Origin of the sequence: Novosphingobium sp. PhB165, from assembly GCF_004341845.1 — a bacterium.
Classification (GTDB): Bacteria; Pseudomonadota; Alphaproteobacteria; order Sphingomonadales; family Sphingomonadaceae; genus Novosphingobium.
Genome location: NZ_SLVB01000001.1, coordinates 58,634 through 81,588, shown reverse-complemented (window position 1 = coordinate 81,588; position 22,955 = coordinate 58,634). Strand labels below are relative to the sequence as shown.

The window sequence follows — 22,955 nt, the reverse complement described above, 5'->3', positions numbered from 1 at the left end:
CCCCGTCCGGCCGGACGGGCTCTGGGGTCTTCGGGATTATACCTTCCTGTAGATACTTCCGGCCCCCGAAAAACCGTACAGTTGCGGCGCAGAATGGTGGAATGGGGAGCGTTTCCGCGTGGCGAGTCAGGTATCGATACCAGCCGGAAAGACGATTACGAACCCGCAGCCCAAGGCCCGGCGGGACCGCAATACCCGGCGCGATCTGCTGACGCTGGAACAGAGCCTCGCGCTGGACGAAGAGACAGCGCTGGACCTCCATGCCGCCCACCTCGATCGCTATGCCTTTCTCTATGCCGAGCTGCTCGGCCTGCGGAAGATGGACATCGCCAGCGCGCAGGGCTGCGAGATCGTGCTGCGCGACGGGCGGCGGATCCTCGATTACTCGGGCGGCTTCGGGGTGTTGGGGCTCGGCCACAACCATCCCCGGATCATCGCTGCCGAGCGGCGCTGCCATGACGATCTTGTGCTCGACTGCATCAAGATCGCCCCGCACAAGCTGCAAGGCGCGCTGGCCTACAACATCGCGCGGTTCCTGCCCGAACCGCTCGACGTCTCGTTCCTCGCGGTCTCGGGCGCCGAGGCCAACGAAGCGGCGATGAAGCTGTGCGAGCGCGTGCAGACGCCCAAGGGCAAGACCAAGTTCCTCTGCATCGGGGACGGCGCCGACGGCTTGGGCCCGTTCCTGATGGGCGTGCCAGAGGAGAATGTGATTTTCTGCCACTACGGCGACATCGCCTCGGTCCGCGAGGCGATTGCCCGTGAGGGCGGCGCGGAGAACGGCATCATCGCCGTAATGGTCGAAACCCTGCGCGGCACCTCCTGCGAATCCCCGCCGCCGGGATACTTCACCGAACTGGTCGAAGCCTGCCGTGCAGCGGACATCCTGACGATCTTCGACGAGGTCAAAGTCGGCATGGGCCGCACCGGCCTGTTCTGCGCCTTCCAGCACGAGGACGCGGTTCCCGACGTGGTCACGCTCGCCAAGACGCTGGGCGGCGGCAAGCGCGAGATGGGGGCGATGGTCACCTCGCAGGCGCTGTTCGACAAGGCCTATGGCAACACGCAGGATTGCAACCTGCACAGTTCCAGCTTCTCCGGCATGGGTGAGAGCTGCGCGGTCGCCATCGAGACGCTCAATGTGCTGGCCGAGGAGCGCCTGATCGAACGTGCCGGAGCCATGGGCGCCTACCTTCGGGCCGGGCTCGAACGGCTTCAGGCCAAGCACCCCCGCTGCATCGCCTCATTGCGCGGCAAAGGCTGCTTTCAGGCCGTGGCCTTCGATTTCAGCCCGATCCGGACGCTCGGCCGGAAGCCGCCGATCGCCACGCTCACCGCCAACCTGCTCGAGCGGCACGGCGTTCTCGCCCACTACCTGCCGGAAGCGCCCGAAGTGCTCCATTTCATGCCGCCCTACGTGGTGACCGAGGCGCAGATCGACCGGCTGATTGCCGCGCTCGACGATGTGCTGGGCCGCATCGGCGGCCATGCGCCGGTCACGGGAAGGATGCTGCACTGATGGACATGACCGCCTCGGCTGGCGCGCTGGAACGCGAACGTCCCTACCGCGACCGCGCGCAGGCCCGGGGCAGCAGCGTGCAGGGCTGGATCGCCTGCACGCTGCTGCTGGCGGTCGCTTTCGCGACGTTTGCATTCAACGTGCATCACGGCCTTGGCATCTATCCCGACACCACGCGGTACATGGGCATCAGCCCGGTCCCCTACGACGCGCCGGTCTACCACTGGATGCTGACGGGCGGCCACGCGTTGGGCGTCTCGCTGCTAACGGCGGCGATGGTGGTCGCGATCGCCTGCCTGTTCGCCAATGTCGTGCTGGTCTTTGCGCTGGTGCAGCGCGGCAGCCATGACTGGCGTTTTGCCGCCGCCGCTACCGCGCTGCTGATCCTCGCGCCGCAGTTCGTCACGCTGCACGCGGGCGCGATGTCCGAAGCGCCGTTCATGATGTTCCTACTGGGCACCTTGTGGTTCGCGCTCGACTATTTCGAACATGGCCGCCGGCGCGACTTGCTGATCGCCTCGATCCTGCTGGGCGTGGCGACCCTGACGCGCTTCACCGGACCGCCGATGGGCGCGGCCATCGCGCTGGTCATTCTCGCCCGGCCGGGTGTGCCGATGGGCCGCCGTATTGCCGACTGCGTGCTGCTGGCCCTGCTCGGCGGCGCGCTGTTCTTCGCATGGGTGGGCTGGAGCACCGAGACGGTCGGCCACTCGATCGGCCGCGAGCTGCGCTTCTACGGCAATATGGGCCCGCAGCAGTGGCACAACAATCTGGAGACATTGGCGGCATGGCTGTTCCCCGATCAGGTGCCGCTCGGCGCGCGCGTGGCCGTGCTGCTGGGGCTGTTCGGCTTTTCGGGCCGGCAAACGCTGAGCCACTGGCAGCGCTGGCGTGCCATGGCCCCCGGCACCGTCTTCGACTTGCGCACGCCGCTCTCGCTGGTGCTGGCCGCGTTCCTTGTCGCCTACCTTGCCTTCATCTGGCTCTCGACCTCGCTGGAGGCCAATCTCTCGCTGAACGGGCGCTATGCCCTGCCCGCCTATTTCGCCTTCGTCATGCTCATGGGCGTGGAGGCGAGCGGGCTGGATCTCAGCCGCAAGGGCGAGCGCGGCGTGTTGATCGCCCTCATTGTGGTCGGAGCCGCCGTGCTGGTCTCACACGGCGCGCGCTCGGCGATCCGCACGCATGAGGTCTATGCCAAGGGCTTCGGCTACAACGCGAAAGTCTGGCGCGAATCCCCGACCATTGCCGCCGTCCACACTCTACCGGCCGACGCGGTGATCTTTTCCAATGCGCCCGAGGTGATCGCCCTGCTCGACGTCGGCCGCCGGGCGCTGCTCTCGCCGCAGGAGCGCCAGTTGCGCACCGACCGGCCCGATCCGAACAACCCGGTTACCCGCCAGATCGCCGATCTCCGCGCATCGGCTGCCGGTGCCGCGCCGGTCTACCTCGTGATGTTCGATAACGTGGACTGGCGCTTCTATCTCGCCACCGAGGACCGGCTGGTGCGCGATCTCTCGCTCCCCGCTCCGACGCGCCTGCCCGACGGGCGGATCTACCGCGTTCCGCCCCCTCCCGCAGCCACCGCGCCCCGATGACCCACCGCTCGCCCGGCCCATCATGCCCCAGGAGAAACCGCAAATGCCCGTTTCCGTGACCATGGAGAGCCGAACGGCGCGGCTGCGCGACTACCTGAGCCTTGCGCGGTTCGATCACATCTCCAAGCACGTGTTCATCGTGCCCGGCCTGATCCTGGCCTATGCCCTGCGCGAACCTTCGCTGCTCGACATGCCGCAGCGGGTGGTAGTCGGCTTCATAGTGGCCATCGCCATCGCCTCAGCCAACTATGTCATCAACGAATGGCTGGACCGCGAATTTGACGCACACCACCCTTCCAAGCACCGCCGCACCGCCGTTTCGCTGCAACTCTCGCCGACGCTGGTCTATCTGGAATATGCGGCTTTCGCAGCGGTAGGCCTGCTGCTGGCGGCGTGGATGGGCGGACCGTTCTTCGCCTGCGCGGCGGTGTTCCTGATATCGGGGCTCGTCTACAACGTGCAGCCGCTGCGCTCCAAGGATCGCCCGTTCCTCGACGTGGTCTCCGAATCGATCAACAACCCGATCCGCCTGACGCTGGGCTGGCTGATGATGGACCCCACCAGCATGCCGCCGGTCAGCCTGCTGCTGGCCTACTGGACCGGCGGCGCCTTCCTGATGGGCTCCAAGCGCCTGTCGGAATACCGCGACATCACCGCCAGCGTCGGGCTGGAAACGCTCACCCGCTATCGCAAGTCGTTCGGCGGCTACACGGCCGAGAGCCTGATCGTCAGCTGCCTGACTTATGCGATGCTTTCCTCGTTCTTCCTTGGGGTGTTCCTCATCAAGTACCGCATCGAATATGTGCTGGCCTTCCCGTTCATCACCGGGCTGTTCGGCTGCTACCTCTGGCTCTCCATGCTGCCCGATTCGATCGCGCAGCGGCCCGAGCGCATGTTCCGGTCGCGCCGCCTGATGACGATGCTGGGCGTGAACCTTTGCGTGCTGCTGTTGGTGACGTTCCTTGACGTGCCGCGCCTTGCCACGCTGACCAACCGCAGCTTCACGCCGGTCGACATGTTGCACCTGCACAAGGGCAATTGAGATGGCGCCGGCGACTGCCTTCGGCCGCATCGTCGCCCCGCTGGTCGACACACTTGTCGACGACCAGTGCGCCGCCACGCGCGAACACGAGCGCGTCATGGTGCAAGACTATGTGCTGGCCACCGTGGCCGCCATGCCGGACTTCTTCCGGCTGGGCTTTCACCTGCTCGCGTACCTGTTCGAATATGCGCCGATACTGCACGGAGAGGCGCGCTTTTCGCACCTCGTCCCGGCACGGCGCAAGGCGCATGTCGCCCGCTGGCGCGGCTCCGCCATTGCGCCGCTGCGCTCGATGATCGCCTTCTACGCCAGTTTTTCGGCCTATGGCCTCTATTCGGTCGCCTATCCGGCCGGGCAGGACGAGCGCGGCAGGATCGCAGCATGACGGGCAGCGAGGAAGCAGCCGATGTCCTGGTGATCGGCTCCGGCCCCGGCGGCGCGGTCAGCGCCGCGCAGCTTGCCCGCGCCGGGCATGCGGTGCTGATGCTGGAGGAAGGCGCGCATGTGCCGCTGGCCGAGGTCGCCCATTTCTCGCGCGAGGAAATGCTGTCCAAGTACCGCAATGGCGGGGTCAGCGTCGCCATGGGCGGCAGCAAGCTGGCCTGGGTGGAGGGACGCTGCGTCGGCGGCGGCAGCGAGATAAATCGCGGCCTCTATCACCGCACGCCCGATTATGTGCTGGACGACTGGCGCCGCCGTTTCGCGGTGAACGATCTCGACCTTGCGGGCATGACCCCGCATTTCGAGGCCTGCGAGCAAGTGGCGCTGGTGGAATATGTGGCGGGCCGCCCGTCCGAGATGTCGCAGATGCTGCATCGCGGGGCGACTGCGAATGGTTGGCATTCGATCGAAACGCCCCGCCTGTTCCATTATCGCGGCGACGGTGCGGGTAACGGAACCGGCGAGCGGCAATCGATGTCCGCCACTTTCGTGCCCAGCTTCCTCGCCGCCGGGGGCCGCCTATCGCCCTCGACCCGGATCGAGCGCCTGCACCGCGCGGGCAGCCTTTGGATCGCCGAGGGCAGCCGCACCGATGCCGACGGCGTGCGCCGCCGGGTCAGCTTCCGCGCGCCGGTGGTGATCGTCGCCTGCGGGGCCGTGCAGACCCCCGCCCTGCTGCGCCGCTCGGGCGTAACGCGCAATGTCGGCAATTCGCTGCGATTCCATCCAATGGTCAAGGTCGTCGCCGAGTTCGACCACGATGTGAACCGTGCGGGCGACTGCGATCCCGTCCACCAGATCAAGGAGTTCGAGCCGCGCTTCGGCATGGGTTGCTCGATCAGCAATCCGGCCATGCTCGGTATGGCGCTGGCGGGCCGCACGGATGCCTGGGACCTCATTGCCGAGCGCTGGCGGACCATGGGCATCTACTACGTCCAGAGCGGCGTCGGCACGGCCTCCGTACGCAACCTGCCGGGCTTCCGCGACCCGCTCGTCCGCATCCGCTTCGCGCCGGATGACCTGCGGGTTCTGGCGGAGGGCCTCGCCCGGCTGGCGCAGGCGCTGTTCGCGGCGGGCGCGCTGCGCGTCCATCCCTGCATCGCCGGCTATCCCACCCTGAACTCCGCCGCCGAGATCGCGGAACTGCCCGAAGTGCTGGCCGCATCGGACGGGGCGCTGACTTCGGTGCACGTGTTCTCCTCCTGCCCGATGGGAGAGGACGAGAGCCTCTGCGCTGCCGATTCGTTCGGCAAGGTCCACGGCACCGAGGGGCTCTATATCGGCGACGCCTCGCTGCTGTGCACGCCGACAATGGTCAATCCGCAAGGCACCGTCATGGCCATCGCGCACCGCAATGCGCAGGCGATGATGGCCCATCGGTTTCATTGACGATGCTGCACCTGATCACCGGCGGCTCCGGCTTCATCGGCACGCGCCTTGCGGCGCGGCTGCGCGCAAAGGGAGAGCGCGTTCGCGTGCTGGACGTGGTGGACGATCCCGCCCGCCCTGCCGATATCGAATTCCTCCCCGGCAGCGTGACCGATCCGGCCATGGTCGAGGCGGCGATGGCGGGCGTGGACGTGGTCCACCACAATGCCGCGCTGGTCGCGCAGGCAGCGGCGGGCCGCGCCTATTACGACGTCAACGAGCATGGCACACGGATCGTCGCCGATGCCGCCGTCTGCGCCGGGGTGCGCATGGTCATGCATCTCAGCACCACGGCAGTCTACGGGCTACCGCCCGATGGGCCGATCACGGCAGCCACCGTGCCGCGCCCGATCGAGGACTACGGCCGCTCCAAGCTGGCGGGCGAGCGGGCCATGCAAGCGGCCTGCCAGAATGCCGGGATCCCGGTGGTGACGATCCGCCCGCGCGTGACGCTCGGCGCCGGTCGGCTGGGCATCTTCGCGATCCTGTTCGACTGGATCCGCGCCTCCCGCCGGGTCTACGTGATCGGCGACGGCCACCAGCGCCAGCAGTTCATCCATGTGGACGATCTGGTCGATTTCCACATGCATGCGTTGGAGATGGGCCGTTCGGGCACCTGGAACGTCGGGACCGACCGGTTCGGCAGCCTGCGCGAGGATCTGGACGCGCTGATCGGCCACGCCGGTTCCCGCTCACGCGTTACCGGCCTGCCCGTCGCGCCGTCGAAAGCGCTGCTCCACGCGCTGCACACAGTGGGCCTCTCGCCGCTGACGGCATGGCATTACCGCACCTACCATCGCGACTGCCATTTCGACGTGGCGCCACTGCTGGCGAGCGGCTGGAAACCGCGCCATTCCAACCTCGACATGCTGCGCGAGAGCTACGACGGCTTCCTTGCCCAGAGTCGGGCCCAAGGCGAACACGGCCCCTCCCCCCACCAGCGCCCGCTGGAACAGCGCGCGCTGCGGGTGCTGCGGGCGTTTTCCTGAGAAGACCCGCTGCACAGCAAACGGGGGCGCAGGCACCAACTGCCCACGCCCCCGCCTGAAATTCCGAATTAGGCCGGATCAGCCCGCCAGCACGGCCTTCACGGCTGCGATGGCGTCGGCAGCCTTGTCACCGTCGGGACCGCCGCCCTGCGCCATGTCGGCGCGGCCGCCGCCGCCCTTGCCGCCCAGCGTCTCGACGCCCTTGCGGACGAGATCGACGGCGCTGATCGTGCCAGTGAGGTCTTCGGTGACGGCAGCGGCGATGCTCGCCTTGCCCTCGTTCACCGCGACGATCGCGGCGACGCCCGAGCCCATGCGCTGCTTCGCCTGATCGAGCAGGCCGCGCAGTTCCTTGGGATCGAGGCCCTCGAGCACCTGACCCGAGAACTTGACGCCGTTCACTTCTTCGTCCGCCGCTTCGGCCTTGCCCGAACCGCCGCCCAGCGCCAGCGCCTTCTTGGCTTCGGCCAGTTCGCGTTCCAGCTTGCGACGTTCTTCGAGCAGCGCGACGACACGGGCTTCGACGTCTTCCGGCGTCGTACGCAGCGCGCTGGCTGCGCTCTTCAGCGCTTCCTCGCGGGCGACGAGCCACTGGCGCGCGCCTTCGCCGGTCAGCGCCTCGACACGGCGCACGCCGGACGAAACCGCGCTTTCCGAAACGATGCGGAACACGCCGATGTCGCCGGTGGCCCGCACGTGGGTGCCGCCGCAGAGTTCGACCGAGTAAGTGTGCTCGCCCGAGGCATCCTTCGACGAGGTGCCCATCGACAGCACGCGCACTTCATCGCCGTACTTCTCACCGAACAGTGCCATGGCGCCGGCCTCGATGGCGTCTTCCGGCGTCATCAGGCGGGTGAGAACGGGTTCGTTGGCGCGGATCTCGGCATTCACTTCGGCCTCGATCGCCGCAATGTCCTCTACCGAGAGCGCGGTGGGGTGCGAGAAGTCGAAGCGCAGGCGCTCGGCAGCGACCAGCGAGCCCTTCTGGGTGACATGGCCGCCCAGACGATTGCGCAGCGCCGCGTGCAGCAGGTGCGTGGCCGAATGGTTGGCGCGCACGGAATCGCGGCGCGTCACGTCCACGGTCAGGTTGACGGCATCGCCCACCTTGATCGTGCCTGCCTCGACCTTGCCGACCATCGCGTGGAGGCGGCCGAGCGGCTTGGCGGTGTCGAGCACGGCGATCTTGAGGCCTGCGTTGGTCGTGATCGTGCCGGCATCGCCGACCTGACCGCCCGATTCGCCATAGAACGGCGTCTGGTTGGTCAGCACGGTCACTTCCTCACCGGCCGTGGCCGATGCGACTTCCTTGCCGTCGCGTACCAGCGCCACAACCTGTCCTTCGCCGACGGTCGAGGTGTAGCCGGTGAACTCACTGGCGCCTTCGCGCTCGGCAATGTCGAACCAGACTTCGCTGTCGGCCGCGGCGCCCGAACCCTTCCACGCGGCGCGCGCGGCAGCCTTCTGCTGCGCCATCGCGGCCTGGAAGCCATCGTCGTTCACGGTGATGCCGCGCGGACGCAGGGCATCGACGGTGAGGTCGTAGGGGAAGCCGTAAGTGTCGTAGAGCTTGAACGCGGTCTCGCCCGGAAGCTCGCCGCCCTCGCCCATGTCGGCAGTGGCTTCGTCCAGCAACTTCAGGCCGTTGGCCAGCGTGCGACGGAACTGCACTTCCTCGCGCTGCAGCGTTTCCTCGATCAGCGGCTGCGCGCGGCCGAGTTCCGGATAAGCCTGACCCATTTCGGCCACCAGCGACGGCACCAGACGGTGCATCAGGGGCTCCTTGGCGCCCAGCAGGTGGGCATGGCGCATGGCGCGGCGCATGATGCGGCGCAGGACGTAGCCGCGGCCTTCGTTCGACGGCAGCACGCCGTCGGCCAGCAGGAAGCTGGTCGAGCGCAGGTGGTCCGCGATCACGCGGTGGCTGGCGCGCTGTTCACCCTGCGCGGCAACGCCGGTCAGGCTTTCCGAGGCGGCGATCAGTGCCTTGAAGGTGTCGATATCGTAGTTGTCATGCACGCCCTGCATGACCGCCGAGATGCGCTCAAGGCCCATGCCGGTGTCGATCGAGGGCTTCGGCAGGTTGCCGACGATTTCGCCGGCGCTCTGCTCGAACTGCATGAACACGAGGTTCCAAATCTCGATGAAGCGGTCGCCGTCTTCTTCCGGCGATCCCGGAGGGCCGCCCCAGATGTGGTCGCCGTGGTCGAAGAAGATTTCCGAGCACGGACCGCACGGGCCTTCGTCGCCCATCGCCCAGAAGTTGTCCTTCGTGGGGATGCGGATGATCTTCGATTCCGGCAGGCCGGCGATCTTCTTCCACAGGTCGAAGGCTTCGTCGTCCGTGTGGTACACGGTGACCAGCAGCTTCTCGACCGGAAGGCCCCATTCCTTGGTCAGCAGGGTCCAGGCGTGGGTGATCGCCTGTTCCTTGAAATAGTCGCCGAACGAGAAGTTGCCCAGCATCTCGAAGAAGGTGTGGTGGCGCGCGGTGTAGCCGACGTTGTCGAGATCGTTATGCTTGCCGCCGGCGCGGACGCACTTCTGCGAGGACGTGGCGCGCGGAGCGAAGGGCGTTTCAAGACCCGTGAACACGTTCTTGAACGGCACCATGCCGGCATTCACGAACATCAGCGTCGGGTCGTTGTACGGCACGAGCGGCGCAGACGGAACGGCCTGATGGCCATTCTGGGCGAAGTAGTCGAGGAAGGACCGGCGGATCTCGTTGGTCGTGTGCATGAACGCGCCGATAATGCAGCCGCGCGGCGGCGGCAAGCGGGTTGCAGCGGTCAGACTGTTCGGGAATTGCGATATCCCGCCTAGCGTGGTGGGAACGCCACGTCTTGAAGCGCTTTCGGTGCGGGGTTTTGCCTCGGGATCCGGCCTCGACTGGTTCCGGCTGGGTCAGGTCGGCTATCCCCAGTCCCTTCTGTTTCGGGCGGCGCGTCTCGTCGTCGAATCGGGCATGTATCACCAAGCGCCGAAGCAGCGAGAAGATGACGATCGAGAGGGCGCTCCGCCGTTTGCGGTACTCTAAACGTAGGTGCGTGTGCGTTGCGCCCGTGTTCGGTTGATGATGGTCACGTGTCTCTGTGGCGCGAAGGAAAGCGGGGCCCCCGCCTTCGCGGGGGCGACGGGAATGGTTGGGGTTGCGTCAGTCCACACTCCCATCTGGACTCCCATCCGAATGCTCTCCAGCCCACTCCGCATGGGCTGCAGAGCATTCGGATCGGGTTGTCAGCGACTCCCTCGTCATTGCGAGGAGGCGAAGCCGAGGAAGCAATCCAGAGCGACTTAGCCCCTCACATCGCCCATTTCAGACATTTCGGCCCTAAAACGAAAACCCCCGGCCCTTGCGGACCGGGGGTTTTCGTTTCGCCTTCCCAAGAGAGAAGCGCTGGAAGGCTCATTCGGTATCGTCATCCGCCGAAGGGCCGACCATCATCTCGTCGGAGAGGCCTTCGGTGCGGGCGCGGATTGCCTTTTCGAGGCGGTCGCAGAGTTCGGGATTTTCCCGCAGGTAGGTCTTGGCGTTTTCACGGCCCTGACCGATGCGGATCGAATCGTAGCTGAACCACGCGCCCGACTTCTCGACGATGCCCGCCTTGACGCCAAGGTCGAGGATCTCACCGATCTTCGAGATGCCTTCGCCGTACATGATGTCGAATTCGACCTGCTTGAACGGCGGCGCGACCTTGTTCTTCACAACCTTCACGCGGGTGGCGTTGCCGACGATATCGTCGCGGTCCTTGATCTGGCCGGTGCGGCGGATGTCGAGGCGGACCGAGGCGTAGAACTTGAGCGCGTTACCGCCCGTGGTCGTCTCGGGGTTGCCGTACATGACGCCGATCTTCATGCGCAGCTGGTTGATGAAGATCACCATGCAGCGCGAACGGCTGATCGAACCGGTCAGCTTGCGCAGCGACTGGCTCATCAGGCGGGCCTGAAGACCGACGTGGCTGTCGCCCATCTCGCCTTCGATTTCCGCGCGGGGAACCAGCGCGGCGACCGAGTCCACCACCAGCACGTCGATCGCATTCGAGCGTACGAGCGTGTCGGTGATTTCGAGCGCCTGTTCACCCGTATCGGGCTGCGAGACGATCAGTTCATCGATGTTGACGCCCAGCTTCTTGGCGTAAACCGGATCGAGCGCGTGCTCGGCATCGATGAAGGCAGCAGTGCCGCCGGACTTTTGAGCCTCTGCGATGACATGGAGCGCCAGCGTGGTCTTGCCCGAGCTTTCCGGCCCGTAGACTTCGATCACACGGCCGCGCGGAAGACCACCGACCCCCAGCGCGATGTCGAGCCCCAGCGAGCCGGTGGAGATTGCCTCCACCTGCATCGTCTCCTTGGAACCCAGCTTCATCGCGGAGCCCTTGCCGAACGCCTTGTCGATCTGCGCAAGCGCGGCTTCGAGCGCCTTCTGACGGTCCATCGCTTCCTTTTCCTTGCCTTCCTGGATCAGCTTGAGCTGAGCAGCCATTACACTTCCCCTTTGCTACTGGCCTGACCGGAAAGGTCAACGTCACGGGGAACGATGTATCGCCTTTGTTCTCAGAGAACAAGAGGCGAACAACGGCTTATTTCCTATTTTTAACACCGCCTGCCGTGCGGGCGAGAACATCCCCCACTTTTTCCGACAGTTGCTGCACGGAGAAGGGTTTCGGCATGAACCAGGCATTGGCGATGCCGATCTCCTTGCGAAGCTGCTCCTCGGCATAGCCCGACATGAACAGCACCGGCAGGCCGGGCGCGATGCGGCGAATCTCCCGCGCCATCGCCGGGCCGTCCATCGTCGGCATGACGACGTCGGAGACGACAATGTCGAACTGCCCGCCGCTCTGGACCAGTTCCAGGCCTTCCTCGCCATCGCGCGCGCACGTCACCTCATAGCCCTGTCGGGTAAGCGCGCGCTCGGCGACGACACGCACCGGGTCCTCGTCCTCCACCAGCAGGATCGAGCCGCCGCCCGCCCACTGGCTGGGCGGAGCCTCGTCCTTCACGGCGGGGACGGCCTTCTCGCTGCCCGGCGCCACGTGGTGGACCGGCAGATAGACGACGAAGCGCGTGCCGATGCCCGCTTCGCTCTCGGCAAAGATGAAGCCACCCGATTGCTTGACGATGCCGTAGACGGTGGAAAGGCCAAGACCGGTGCCTTTGCCTTGCTCCTTGGTGGTGAAGAACGGCTCGAAGATCTTGCCGAGGTGTTCGGGCGGGATGCCGCCGCCGGTATCCTGCACGATCAGCGCGGTATAATCGCCCGCCGGGATGATCTCGCTGCGCATGGCGCGCACATCCGTCGTGGTGACGCGGTGGGTCGCCAGCGTCAGCGTGCCCGAACCGTCCGCGCCCTTCTTCATCTGCATGGCGTCGCGCGCATTGACCGCGAGATTGACGATCACCTGTTCGAGCTGGGTCGGGTCCGCACGCACCGGGCCGAGATCGCGGTCATGGGTGACGACGAGCTGGATCTTCTCGCCGATCAGGCGGCGCAGCATCTGCGAAACGTCCGCCACCACGTCGGGCAGTTGGAGCACTTCGGGGCGCAGCGTCTGCTGGCGCGAGAAGGCGAGCAACTGGCGCGTCAGCGAGGCCGCGCGATTGGAGTTGGCGCGGATCTGCTGGATGTCGTCATAGTCCGAATCGCCCGGCGTATGGCGCATCAGCATGAGATCGCAGGTGCCCAGGATCGCAGTCAGCACATTGTTGAAGTCATGCGCGACGCCGCCAGCAAGCTGACCCACCGCCTGCATCTTGGTGGCCTGCGCGACTTGCCGCTTCAAGCGCGTTTCCTCCGAAGTGTCGGTCAGGCCGAGCAGCACCGCTGCCTCGCCCAGCCCGCGCACGCCGGCAAGGCTGAGCGAAACCGGATCGTCCGGCAGTTCGGACAGCCGCACGGCAATGTCGCCCGCCGCCGAGGGGCCCTGCGCGAAGCGGCGGATCGCCTCGGACAGCGCGCGCTTGTCTTCGCGCGTGACGAGATCGGTCGGGTAGGTCGGCGGGACCTGTCCCTCGCGTCCAGCGGCACGCATGAAGGCGGGGTTGGCGAACAGCAGGCGGCCGTCGCGGTCGGCCATGGCAAGGCCGAGCGGAAGCTGACTAAGCAGCGCTTCGAGATGTGGTGCGGCCGTGCCGCCGCCGCCGCTGGCGCCGATGCCCTGCCCGGCTTCCACCACCAGCATGAGCGATGGCGTCAGGTTCGGATCGGGATCGCCCGGAAGGTCCGGATCGGCCACCGGCACATGATAGAGCACCAGCGGCCCGCCGCGCCCGCCCTCGCGCGCCCAGCCGATGCGTTCGCCCTCTTCCTGGCTCAGCAGCGAGACGAAATCGAGACCGGTCACGTCGGCCAGGGCATCGCCGGTGGCACGCTGTGCAAAACCGGCGCTGGCGGCGCGGATGGTGCCGTCGGGATCGACCAGCGCGGTGGCGATGCCCGAACGCGCCAGCCCCTTGCCGAGCTTGCCGTCGACCTGCCGGACCAGATCCCCGACCAGATCGACCGTGCTGACGGGCTGGACGCGCCAGACCAGAAAGTCCTCGCCCCGGCCGGAACGGCGCACTTCGATGCGCCAGTCGGTCTCGGCGCCGCCGGGGATCGCGGCGCGCACTTGCGTGACGCCCTGCCCGTCGCGCCATGCCGAGCGCACCAGTTCGGCGATCTGCTCCAGCGCGGCATCGCCCATTGGCAGGCGTGACGGATCATGGCCGATGCCGAACCAGTTCTCGTAGCTGGAATTGGCGCAAGTCAGGCGTCCGGCCCGGTCCGTGAGGGCAATGGCCATGTCGCTGCGGTCGATCGCGGCGACCGTCACCGACCAGTCGGGCAGCGCGAATTCGGGCTCGGTCACGGCGACGCGCCGGTTGGAGATCATCCATGCGAGGCCCGCAAAAACCATGAGCGCGCCGGCCAGAACCGCCGCCAGCAGGCCGTCCCCGCTTACCAGCCAGACCAGCGCGACGCTTCCCGCCAGGGCCAGCCCGACGATCGATGTGTCGGGCAACCTGCCGGAGCGCTGCTGGCCTGCGATCATGCGATTCCTTCCCTGTCCTCAACCTTTTCCGCTTCGACCACTTTCGCCGGGCCGTCCGCAGTCGCGAGATGGCGGAACGGCGCGCGATTGCGGCGAGCGCGGTGCTTGCGGCCGATCCAGTAGCGCCAGAACCACACAGTGACGAAATAGCTCAGGACGGCGGCGATCACCGATTGGATGAACAACCCGATCACCACGGCGGGCGCGGTGTCGGTCAGCATCCAGACCCGCCACTCGGCCAGACCGGCGCCTTCGCGCACCATGGATTCCACGGTTGCGATGTCGGCGTGGTAGCCGAAGCTGTTGCCGATCGCGACCGCCACCGGAAGGATGATGAGCAGCGTCGTCACCGGGTTGCTGATGAAGGTGACAGCGGCGGCGAGCGGGATATTGCCGCGAAACGGCACGCACATCACGGCAGCGCCGACGATCTGGACGCCCGGGATCAGCGCAAAGATGCCGATGAACATGCCCACCGCCACGCCGCGCGGCACCGAGCGGCGGGTGAAGCGGAACAGTTCCGGGCGACGCGTGAACGGCGCGGTGAAGCGATTCGCCTCAAGCTGCGCGTGCGTGGGCATCTGGCTGTGCAGCCAGGCTCCGAGCCGCTGCAACAGCGTGCTCACTTGTGTTCGCGCAGGATGCGGCCCTGTTCCCGCTTCCAGTCGCGTTCCTTGATCGTATGGCGCTTGTCGGCCGCGTTCTTGCCCTTGGCGAGTGCGAGTTCGACCTTGGCGCGGCCCCGGCCGTTGAAATAGATCGAGAGCGGCACCAGCGTCATGCCCTTGCGCTCCACAGAGCCCTGCAGGCGCGACAGTTCGCGTTCGTGCAGCAGCAGCTTGCGCGGCCGCTTGGGCACGTGGTTGTAGCGGTTGCCGTGGCTGAATTCGGGCACGTTGGAATTGACCAGCCAGCACTCGCCGTTCTTGATCTCGGCATAGGACTCGGCAATCGACCCCTCGCCGAAGCGCAGCGATTTAACCTCCGTGCCGGTCAGCGCGATGCCGGCCTCGAAAGTCTCGTCGATATAATAGTCGAAGCGCGCCTTGCGGTTTTCGGCGACGGTCTTCTTCTTGTCGAATGTCGTGTGCTGCGGGCGTGCCATGTCGAAGCGCATTTAGGGTTTCGCGCGCGAAAAGGAAATGTCCGTTTGCGCGATTTGCGACCATACGGCACCAAACCCGCGCAGACCGCGCCGCATCGCCCCACGCAAGCGCGCCGGAAACGGCCGGATGCACGCCACGGCAAAGCGAAGAAAGCAGGATAACAAGTATTTAATCGCGGGGCCGTGATCCTCCCCCCTTGCCGATTTCGGAGCAGCCGGAAATACCGACGAAATCGAAGGGGGAATTTTCAATATGAAGTCACGTGCGAGATGGGCGCAGGCGGCGCTGCTGCCTGCGTTCTGGCCATTTCTGGCGCATGCAGCGGTCGAGCCGCCGCCGCTTGACGCCTATGGCGAACTTCCCCGCGTCGAGGATGCGGCGATCTCGCCCAATGGGCACAATCTTGCCAGCGTTACCCAGGTGGAGGGGGACCGTCGTATCTCGGTGTTCGACGAGACCGGCGCGATCAAATTCAATGTCTCGTCGGGCAAGTCCAAGGTGCGCTCGATCGAATGGGCCGATGACGACACCGTCCTGCTCACCAACAGCGCGACGGTTCCCCTCTTCGGCTTTGCCGCTGCCAAGTACGAATTTTACGGCACGGTCATCCTGCCCCTGAACGGCGGCGCCGCAGGCCTCGTCTTCAGCAAGACCCACAGCATCGCCACTGTCACCCGCGGCAGCTTCGGCATTCGCCAGATCGGCGGCAAGACGGTGGGCTTCTACGGCGGCATCGCGCTCGATACCCGGGGCACGGATCCGCAGTTCGTCCATGGCCGCACCACGCTCTTTGCAGTCGACCTGAAGACCAATCGCCCGCGACTGGTCGCCAATGCCCCGGCCGAGGACCATTACCGCGACTGGCTGATTGACGCGGCAGGCCAGGTCTCGGTCCTTCTCGATATCGACGAGAACAGCGGCACGTGGAAGATCAACGCCGTGAAGGGCGCCGAACTGGCGCGCGGCGTCGATCTCCACGGCAATGTCAGCCTGATCTGCTTCGGCAAGGACGGCAGCACCGTGGTCTACTCCATCGACGACAAGGAAGGCGCCTCGCACTGGTTCGAGGTTCCGCTTGCCGGCGGTGAGGCGCACGAAATCCTGGACGACAGCAAGATCGACCGCATCTTCGTCGATCGCGCCAACGGCAACCTGCTCGGCTATCGGCTCGACGGCGAGAAGGCGACGACGGTGATGTACGATCCCGCCAAGCAGGTCGCGCTCAACAAGATCTTCAAGGCCTTCACCGGCCGCAATCCGCACCTGGTGGACTGGACGCCCGACTTCTCCAAGGTGCTGCTCAACACCAGCGGCAATGGCGACAGCGGCACCTGGTACCTTGTCGACGTGGCGGGGCGCCATGCCGATCCGGTCGGCAACGAACGCCCGGCAATCGCTGCCGAACAGGTCGGGCCGATCTCCATGGTCCAGTACAAGGCGGCCGACGGCCTTGAGATGGACGGCGTGCTGACCCTGCCGCCGGGACGCGAGGCAAAGAATCTGCCGATCGTGGTGCTGCCCCACGGCGGCCCGGCGGCGGAGGACAAGCCGGTGTTCGACTGGTGGGCACAGGCCTTCGCCTCGCGCGGGTACGCGGTGTTCCAGCCCAATTTCCGGGGCTCCACCGGCCGCACCGACGCCTTCCGCCATGCCGGGGACGGCCAGTGGGGCCGCAAGATGCAGACCGACATCTCGGACGGCCTTGCCGAACTGGTAAAGCGCGGCGTGGCCGATCCCAAGCGCGCCTGCATCGTCGGGGCCAGCTATGGCGGCTATGCGGCGCTGGCGGGCGTCACCCTGCAACACGGCCTCTACCGCTGCGCCGTCGCGGTGGCCGGGGTGGCCGACGTCAGACTGATGTATGACACCGACCTCACCGAAAGCGGCGATTCGCGGATGCTGCGCAAGAATCTGCTCGAAGAATTGGGCGATCCATCGGGCTTCGACGCGATATCGCCCCGCCGCTTCGCCGCCAAGGCCGACGCGCCGGTGCTGCTGATCCACGGCAAGGACGATACCGTCGTCGCCTACCGCCAGAGCACGATCATGGCCGACGCGCTGAAGGACGCAGGCAAGCCCTACGAAATGGTCACGCTGCCCGGCGAGGACCACTGGCTGTCGCGTGAGGAGACGCGCAAGCGCATGCTCTCGGAAACGATGCGCTTTGTGCAGAAGTACAATCCGGCGGATTGAGCGGCCTCGTTACGCGATGGGCAGCGCACGCTGCTCTTGCCTTGCCGTCAGCCCGGCAAAAATGCCGGCTGACGACAATGAAAACCGTGGATCCCCAAACGTCATCCTGAACTTGTTTCAGGATCCATTTTTCCGCCCGCGTTGTGCTTCGATCGGCAACCGGCAATCGCCGCGCCCTTCACACCGCCGTTCGGGACAGGCCGCGAAATGGATCCTGAAACAAGTTCAGGATGACGTGGGACGTCAGGATGACATGGGGCGGACTGGATAGCGCTCTCCAATCCCGCTCAGGCTGAGCCTGTCGAAGCCCCCGGAGAGCGGGGCGCGGTGCTGCCATCCTTCGACAAGCACAGGATGAGCGGTGCATGGGAGGGCGTGGCCCGCTTGAAACCCGCACCGAACAGAAAGAAAAAGGGGCGCCGGTTCGCACCGACACCCCCTTATCCCTGAAAACCGAAACCGCTCAGATCAGACCGGCATGCACCAGTGCGTCATCCACGGCCTTGCGGGCCTTGTCGCCGCAGGGGACCAGCGGCAGGCGCAGTTCGTTCTCAATCCAGTCGTGGACCTGCGCCAGCGCGTACTTGCACGGCCCCGGCGAGCTGTCCTCGAACATCGCATAGTGCAGCGGATAGAGCAGGTCGTTCAGGCGGCGCGCTTCCTCAAGGTCGTTCGCCGCGCAGGCTGCCTGGAACTCGGCGCAGAGCTTCGGTGCCACGTTCGCGGTCACCGAAATGCAGCCGACGCCGCCGGCCGCGTTGAACGGCAGGGCCAGTTCGTCGTCGCCCGAAAGCTGGCAGAAATCCTTGCCGATGCCCATGCGGTGATCGGTCACGCGGCTGAGGTCGCCGCTGGCGTCCTTGATGGCGACGAAGCGATCCGGATAGCGGCGCGCCAGTTCGATCACGGTTTCGGGCAGCAGGTCGGTCACCGTGCGGCCGGGCACGTTGTAGAGCACGATCGGCAGGTCGTTGTGCTCGGCCAAGTAGCTGAAATGGGCCAGCAGGCCTTCCTGGCTGGGGCGGTTGTAGTAAGGCGCCACCAGCAGCGCGGCCGAGGCGCCGCACTTCTTGGAGAAATTCATGTGCAGCAGCGCGTTCATCGTGTCGTTGCTGCCGCAGCCGGCGATCACGGGCACGCGGCCCGCCGCCTGTTCCACGCAAAGTTCGATCACGCGATGGTGTTCGGCGTTCGAAAGCGTGGAGTTTTCACCGGTGGTACCGCATGGCACAAGCGCGGAAGAACCCGAATCAATCTGCCAGTCCACCAGCCGCCGAAAAGCCTGTTCGTCGAACGCTCCGTCGCGAAACGGTGTAACAAGAGCAGGAATAGACCCCGAGAACATGGACTTTACCTCAGCTGATCGTCATTCATCGGGTGATCGGTCCCGACGTTCAGCGCCTGATAAGGAGCCTTTTCCCCAAATGTCCAGCATGCAGCGTGCCGCCCCCCTCATCCTGCTTGCTTCCACGTTCCTTTTCACGAGCCCTGTTCTCGCACAGGACGGCCGCGAATGGGACATCGCCAAAGCGCAGCAAATGCAATCGCACGACATGAGCGTGCATCAGTCCATCGACCGTTGGCGCCAGCTTTCGGCCAGCGATCAGCTCGACTTCGGTACTTATTCGAACTTCCTGATGACCTATCCGGGTTATCCGATGGAGGATCGGATTCGCCGCTACGCCGAAGGCGCGCTGACCCGTTATCCGGCCGACGCGAATACCACCGTCGCCTTCTTTACCCGCTTTCCGCCGCTGACGAGCGAGGCCGCCGGGCGCTACGCCGTGGCGCTTTCTACGTTGCAGCGGCCGGACGCCGCGCAAAAAGCGGTTGCCGCATGGCGCGGCGGCAGTCTGGCAGCGGATGACGAAGCCCGGCTGATGTCGACCTATGGATCGCGCTTCACGCAGGCGGATCACGATGCGCGGATGGACGAGCTGCTCTGGCAGGGCCAGACCGATCAGGCGCAGCGGCAGATCTCCTTCGTCTCGGCCGCCAATCGTTCGCTGTTCATGGAGCGGCTGTCGATGCTGCAAGGCTCGCCCCCCGGCACCATGGGGCTGACGCTGAGCCCGCAGATGAACGCGGATCCGGGCTATATCTATGCCCGCGCGGTGCAGGCGCGGAAATCGGGCAACCTGCCCGGCGAGATCTCGCTGCTCTCCACCCGTCCGCCGCTGTCCAAGCCGGTACCGGAGCCCGAGAAGTGGGTGCGCGAACTGCTCAACGCGGCGCGCGGGGCGGGTTCGGATTCGGCAGTGCGGATCGCCAGTTCGATCGACGATGCCTTCGCGCCGGGCACGGATATATCCAAGCAGTCCTTCCGCCTGCGTGACGATTACACCTCGCTGGTCTGGCTGGGCGGCACCAAGGCGCTGTGGTCGATGGGCGATCCGCGCCGCGCAGCGCCGCTGTTCTACCGCTACGGCGCCGCCGCGCAGACCCCGGGCACGCGGTCCAAGGGCTTCTACTGGGCGGGCCGCGCACTGGCGCAAGCGGGCGACAGCTCCGGGGCGAAGCGCTATTTCGAGATGGCGGCCGCTTATCCGCAGTACTTCTACGGCCAGCTGGCGCTGGAACGGCTGGGACGCCCCCTGCCCGACCTCGATTCCAAGCCGCGCTCGATGCCGACATCGGCCCAGCGCAGCGCCTTCATGGCCGAGCCGATCACCAAGGCCGTGCGCGACGTGGCCCGCGATGCGGACTGGAAGACCGCCGTTCAATTCTTCAAGGAAATCTCCGATCAGGCACAGAGCGAGGCGGACCACGTGCTGGTCGCCGATCTGGCGCGCGAGATCGGGCGGCGCGACCTTGCCGTGATCCTCGGCCAGAGCGCCCATGCGGATGGCTATGGTGACTTCGGCCAGATCGCCTATCCGATGATCCCCACTCCGCCGGGCGCGGACTGGACGATGGTACATGCGCTCACCCGTCAGGAGAGCCAGTTCGCGCAGAACGCACTCAGCCACGCCGGTGCGCGCGGTCTGATGCAGCTGATGCCCACTACCGCGCGCGAGCAGGCGGGCAAGCTCGGCCTGTCCTACGACGACGGCCGTCTGGTCAGCGACGCGCAGTTCAATATCACGCTGGGCGATGCCTATTTCGCGCGCGTGCGCAGCTACTTCGGCGGTTCCTATCCGCTGGCGATCGGCGCTTACAACGCGGGCATGGGCAATGTGAACAAGTGGCTCGCCGCCAACGGCGATCCGCGCATGGGCTCGGTCGACTGGGTGACCTGGATCGAGCAGATCCCGATTTCCGAGACGCGCAACTATATCCAGCGCGTGCTGGAAAACGCGGTGGTCTATCAGGCGATGTATCCGGACAAAGCGGGTGTACGCAGCAGCCTGCCGCTGAGCCGGTTGATGGGCAAGAACACGCCGGGTTGAGGGGGGCACGGGGACCAAACATCCTCCACCTCTCACCACAGAACTCCGTCGCCCCCGCGAAAGCGGGGGGCCCGCTTTTCTTGAGTTCACGCGGAGACGCAGGGGGGGGGCGTGCAGCAATGCGCCGTTCTCTCCGCGGCTGTGCAAGGAAAAAGAAGCGGGATCCCCGCCTTCGCGGGGATGACGGGGATTGGTGAGTGAGGTGTGGTGTGGCTTAGCGTGGCTTGAGGCGGCTTACGCTGCCTTCACCCGGTATAGCGCCGAGGCGTGCGAGCGCAGCTTGGCGATCACTCGGCCCTCGCTCACGCCAAGGTCCTCGCCCTTCCACAGATCGCGCACCGCCGCGCGCTGAAGGCCGAGTTCGCGCAGCGGTACCGAAACCTCCAGCGGCGCATCACCGGTGTTGAACAGCGCCAGATAGCGATCCTCGCCCCCCTCCGCCCACGCCGACCAGACGCGGGTGTTGTCGGCAAGGAAATGCGGGCGGTTGCCGGTGCTGTGCTGGTTCACCGCCAGCACCTCGCGATTGGTCAGCAGCGCCATGGTCGCCTGATCGACGCCGCGCAGATCCCCGCCCATGATAAGCGGCGAACGGGCAATGGACCACAACGTCATCAGGGTCTGCTGCTCGTCCGCCGTGAAGCGGCTGCTGCGCTCGCCAAGAGCGATGCGGCCCAGCGGTAGCATGTCGGCGTCGGGCCATGAGCCCGGACCGGTGAACGGCGACCAGTTCTCCAGCCGCGTGAACTGCGCATAAAGCTGCGGCCATTCGTCCCAGAAATCGTCCGAGATGCGCCACATCTGCGCATGCTTGCGCACTTCGCTGCCGCGCGGAACCGGGGTTTCGCCCGGCGAGAGGCTGAGCACGATCGGTCGGCCGCAACGCGCGATGGCCTTGGCGGCCGCCTCGATCTCCGGCGCGTGGGCATCGTAAGGGCGGCTCATGTCGTCCATCTTCACGAAGTCCACGCCCCACGAGGCGTAGAGGAGGAAGATGCTGTCGTAGTATTCCTGCGCGCCGGGCTTGGTCATGTCGACGCCGTACATGTCCGGGTTCCATGGGCAGATGCTGCTGGTGTCGGCAATGTCCTGCGCGCGATAGGGCGTGCCGAGGATCGGCAGGTTCTTCTCGACCGCCAGCCGCGCGATGCCGCGCATGACGTGGATGCCGAACTTCATGCCCATCGCATGGACCTTGGCCGCCAAGGGCGCGAAGCCCTTCCCGCCCTTGGACAAAGGGAAACGGTTCGGCGCGGGGATCAGCCGCCCGTTGGCGTCCAGCGCGGGCACCGGGTTGGCGTTGTAAGTGTAGCTCTTCGCCTCAGGCTCGTACCACTGGATGTCGACGGTGAAGACGTCGTAGCCGAAGGGCAGCAGCTTATCGCGCATGATCGCGGCGGTTTCGAGCGCCTGCGCCTCGGTAATGGTACCGGCGAAGCTGTTCCACGAATTCCAGCCCATGGGCGGACGCGGCGCCAGTGTCGCGCCCGGCGCGGTCGGCAGAGCGCCGACGCCCTCCGCCGCAACGGCGCGCGCGGCCATCCCGGCAAGCGGCGCGGCAGCAGCAGCGATGAGCGCGGAGCGGCGTGAGAGTTCCATGATTTCCTCGATCCCCGATAGATTTGCCTTCTTTTGTCGGACTAATAAGCCGAGCGCAAGGCGGTGGAGAAGCGTCCCCGCCCCTTCCCCGCATCAGCCTCGCCGGATAAGGCTCACCCGATGAAACCCGCAGGTCCCCCGATCACGCCCGCCGGAATGGCGAAATTGCGCGCCCGCTACGACCATCTGCTCGGCAAGGAGCGGCCGGAGATCGTGGAAATCGTCTCGTGGGCGGCGGGCAATGGCGACCGTTCGGAGAACGGCGACTATCTCTACGGCCGCAAGCGCATGCGCGAAATCGACCGGGAACTGGCTTTCCTCGCCCGCCGCATGAAGGCGCTGCGCGTGGTCGATCCGCGCGAGCAGACCGAACGCGCCAAGGTCTTCTTTGGCGCCACCGTCACGATCGCGGACGAGGACGACAACCACAAGACCGTCACCATCGTCGGCGATGACGAGCAGGACGCGGCGAAGGGCCTGATCGGCTGGAGCGCCCCCATCGCCCGCGCCCTGCGCGGAGCCGCCATCGGCGACCTTCGCATGGTGCGCCTGCCCTCCGGCGAGAAGGAATGGGAAGTGATGGAGATCGCCTACCCGACTGCCTGAGGCGGCAAGAA

At 66.1% G+C, this 22,955-nt stretch carries 17 protein-coding genes; 10 read left to right on the top strand and 7 right to left on the bottom strand.

Translation table 11 applies throughout. The features are described 5' to 3' along the window. Nucleotides 1-118 precede the first annotated feature (118 nt). From EDF56_RS00330 to EDF56_RS00305, 6 genes are read left to right on the top strand one after another with little or no spacing between them, the layout of a single operon-like run. Nucleotides 119-1,519, top strand: a complete 1,401-nt coding sequence (locus EDF56_RS00330; protein WP_132384763.1) for an aspartate aminotransferase family protein — start codon at nt 119-121, stop codon at nt 1,517-1,519. After that, on the top strand, nt 1,519-3,117 hold the full coding sequence (locus EDF56_RS00325; protein WP_132384762.1) for a glycosyltransferase family 39 protein: 1,599 nt from the start codon (nt 1,519-1,521) through the stop codon (nt 3,115-3,117). The genes EDF56_RS00330 and EDF56_RS00325 overlap by 1 nt, the downstream gene beginning before the upstream one ends. Nucleotides 3,118-3,160: 43 nt before the next feature. Continuing rightward, complete coding sequence (locus EDF56_RS00320; RefSeq protein ID WP_132384761.1) at nt 3,161-4,159, top strand: UbiA family prenyltransferase; 999 nt, start codon at nt 3,161-3,163, stop codon at nt 4,157-4,159. A 1-nt stretch (nt 4,160) separates the two neighbouring features. Further along, nucleotides 4,161-4,544: a hypothetical protein gene (locus tag EDF56_RS00315; protein ID WP_132384760.1), complete on the top strand. Its 384-nt coding sequence runs from the start codon at nt 4,161-4,163 to the stop codon at nt 4,542-4,544. Beyond that, entirely contained in the window at nt 4,541-5,989 is a 1,449-nt protein-coding gene (locus tag EDF56_RS00310; RefSeq protein ID WP_132384759.1) for a GMC family oxidoreductase, read from the top strand. Before EDF56_RS00315 ends, EDF56_RS00310 begins: the two co-directional genes overlap by 4 nt. Nucleotides 5,990-5,991: 2 nt before the next feature. Next, nucleotides 5,992-7,017 carry an NAD(P)-dependent oxidoreductase gene (locus EDF56_RS00305; RefSeq protein ID WP_132384758.1) on the top strand — a complete coding sequence of 342 codons (1,026 nt, stop codon included), beginning with the start codon at nt 5,992-5,994 and terminating at the stop codon, nt 7,015-7,017. 78 nt (nt 7,018-7,095) lie between these two features. On the opposite strand, the gene alaS is transcribed toward EDF56_RS00305, so the two are convergent. After that, nucleotides 7,096-9,756 (bottom strand): alanine--tRNA ligase, encoded by a 2,661-nt coding sequence (gene alaS / locus EDF56_RS00300; protein WP_132384757.1) that lies wholly within the window; start codon nt 9,754-9,756, stop codon nt 7,096-7,098. On the opposite strand from alaS, the gene EDF56_RS00295 reads away from it, so the two are divergent. Continuing rightward, nucleotides 9,755-10,054: a hypothetical protein gene (locus EDF56_RS00295; protein ID WP_132384756.1), complete on the top strand. Its 300-nt coding sequence runs from the start codon at nt 9,755-9,757 to the stop codon at nt 10,052-10,054. The genes alaS and EDF56_RS00295 overlap by 2 nt on opposite strands. A 369-nt stretch (nt 10,055-10,423) precedes the next feature. On the opposite strand, the gene recA is transcribed toward EDF56_RS00295, so the two are convergent. The 4 genes from recA to smpB all read right to left on the bottom strand — a co-directional run bounded on the left by recA (nt 10,424) and on the right by smpB (nt 15,156). Continuing rightward, complete coding sequence (gene recA, locus EDF56_RS00290) at nt 10,424-11,500, bottom strand: recombinase RecA (protein WP_132384755.1); 1,077 nt, start codon at nt 11,498-11,500, stop codon at nt 10,424-10,426. A gap of 97 nt (nt 11,501-11,597) precedes the next feature. After that, on the bottom strand, nt 11,598-14,051 hold the full coding sequence (locus EDF56_RS00285; protein WP_132384754.1) for a PAS domain-containing sensor histidine kinase: 2,454 nt from the start codon (nt 14,049-14,051) through the stop codon (nt 11,598-11,600). Further along, nucleotides 14,048-14,677 (bottom strand): DUF2062 domain-containing protein, encoded by a 630-nt coding sequence (locus EDF56_RS00280; protein WP_132384753.1) that lies wholly within the window; start codon nt 14,675-14,677, stop codon nt 14,048-14,050. The genes EDF56_RS00285 and EDF56_RS00280 overlap by 4 nt, the downstream gene beginning before the upstream one ends. After that, on the bottom strand, nt 14,674-15,156 hold the full coding sequence (gene smpB, locus EDF56_RS00275) for an SsrA-binding protein SmpB (protein ID WP_132385708.1): 483 nt from the start codon (nt 15,154-15,156) through the stop codon (nt 14,674-14,676). The genes EDF56_RS00280 and smpB overlap by 4 nt, the downstream gene beginning before the upstream one ends. A gap of 253 nt (nt 15,157-15,409) precedes the next feature. Here smpB and EDF56_RS00270 point away from each other — a divergent pair, with 253 nt between their 5' ends. Beyond that, nucleotides 15,410-17,350: a S9 family peptidase gene (locus EDF56_RS00270; protein ID WP_132384752.1), complete on the top strand. Its 1,941-nt coding sequence runs from the start codon at nt 15,410-15,412 to the stop codon at nt 17,348-17,350. A gap of 463 nt (nt 17,351-17,813) precedes the next feature. On the opposite strand, the gene dapA is transcribed toward EDF56_RS00270, so the two are convergent. Next, nucleotides 17,814-18,695 carry a 4-hydroxy-tetrahydrodipicolinate synthase gene (dapA, locus tag EDF56_RS00265; protein ID WP_132384751.1) on the bottom strand — a complete coding sequence of 294 codons (882 nt, stop codon included), beginning with the start codon at nt 18,693-18,695 and terminating at the stop codon, nt 17,814-17,816. Nucleotides 18,696-18,774: 79 nt separating this feature from the next. On the opposite strand from dapA, the gene EDF56_RS00260 reads away from it, so the two are divergent. After that, complete coding sequence (locus EDF56_RS00260; protein ID WP_132384750.1) at nt 18,775-20,739, top strand: lytic transglycosylase domain-containing protein; 1,965 nt, start codon at nt 18,775-18,777, stop codon at nt 20,737-20,739. A 234-nt stretch (nt 20,740-20,973) separates the two neighbouring features. Here the strand turns inward: EDF56_RS00260 and EDF56_RS00255 are convergent, their stop codons facing one another. Then, a complete protein-coding gene (locus EDF56_RS00255) occupies nt 20,974-22,200 on the bottom strand; it encodes a glycoside hydrolase family 27 protein (RefSeq protein WP_243652402.1) in 1,227 nt (408 codons plus the stop codon). 258 nt (nt 22,201-22,458) lie between these two features. Here EDF56_RS00255 and greB point away from each other — a divergent pair, with 258 nt between their 5' ends. Beyond that, complete coding sequence (greB, locus tag EDF56_RS00250; RefSeq protein WP_132384748.1) at nt 22,459-22,944, top strand: transcription elongation factor GreB; 486 nt, start codon at nt 22,459-22,461, stop codon at nt 22,942-22,944. Nucleotides 22,945-22,955: the final 11 nt, after the last annotated feature.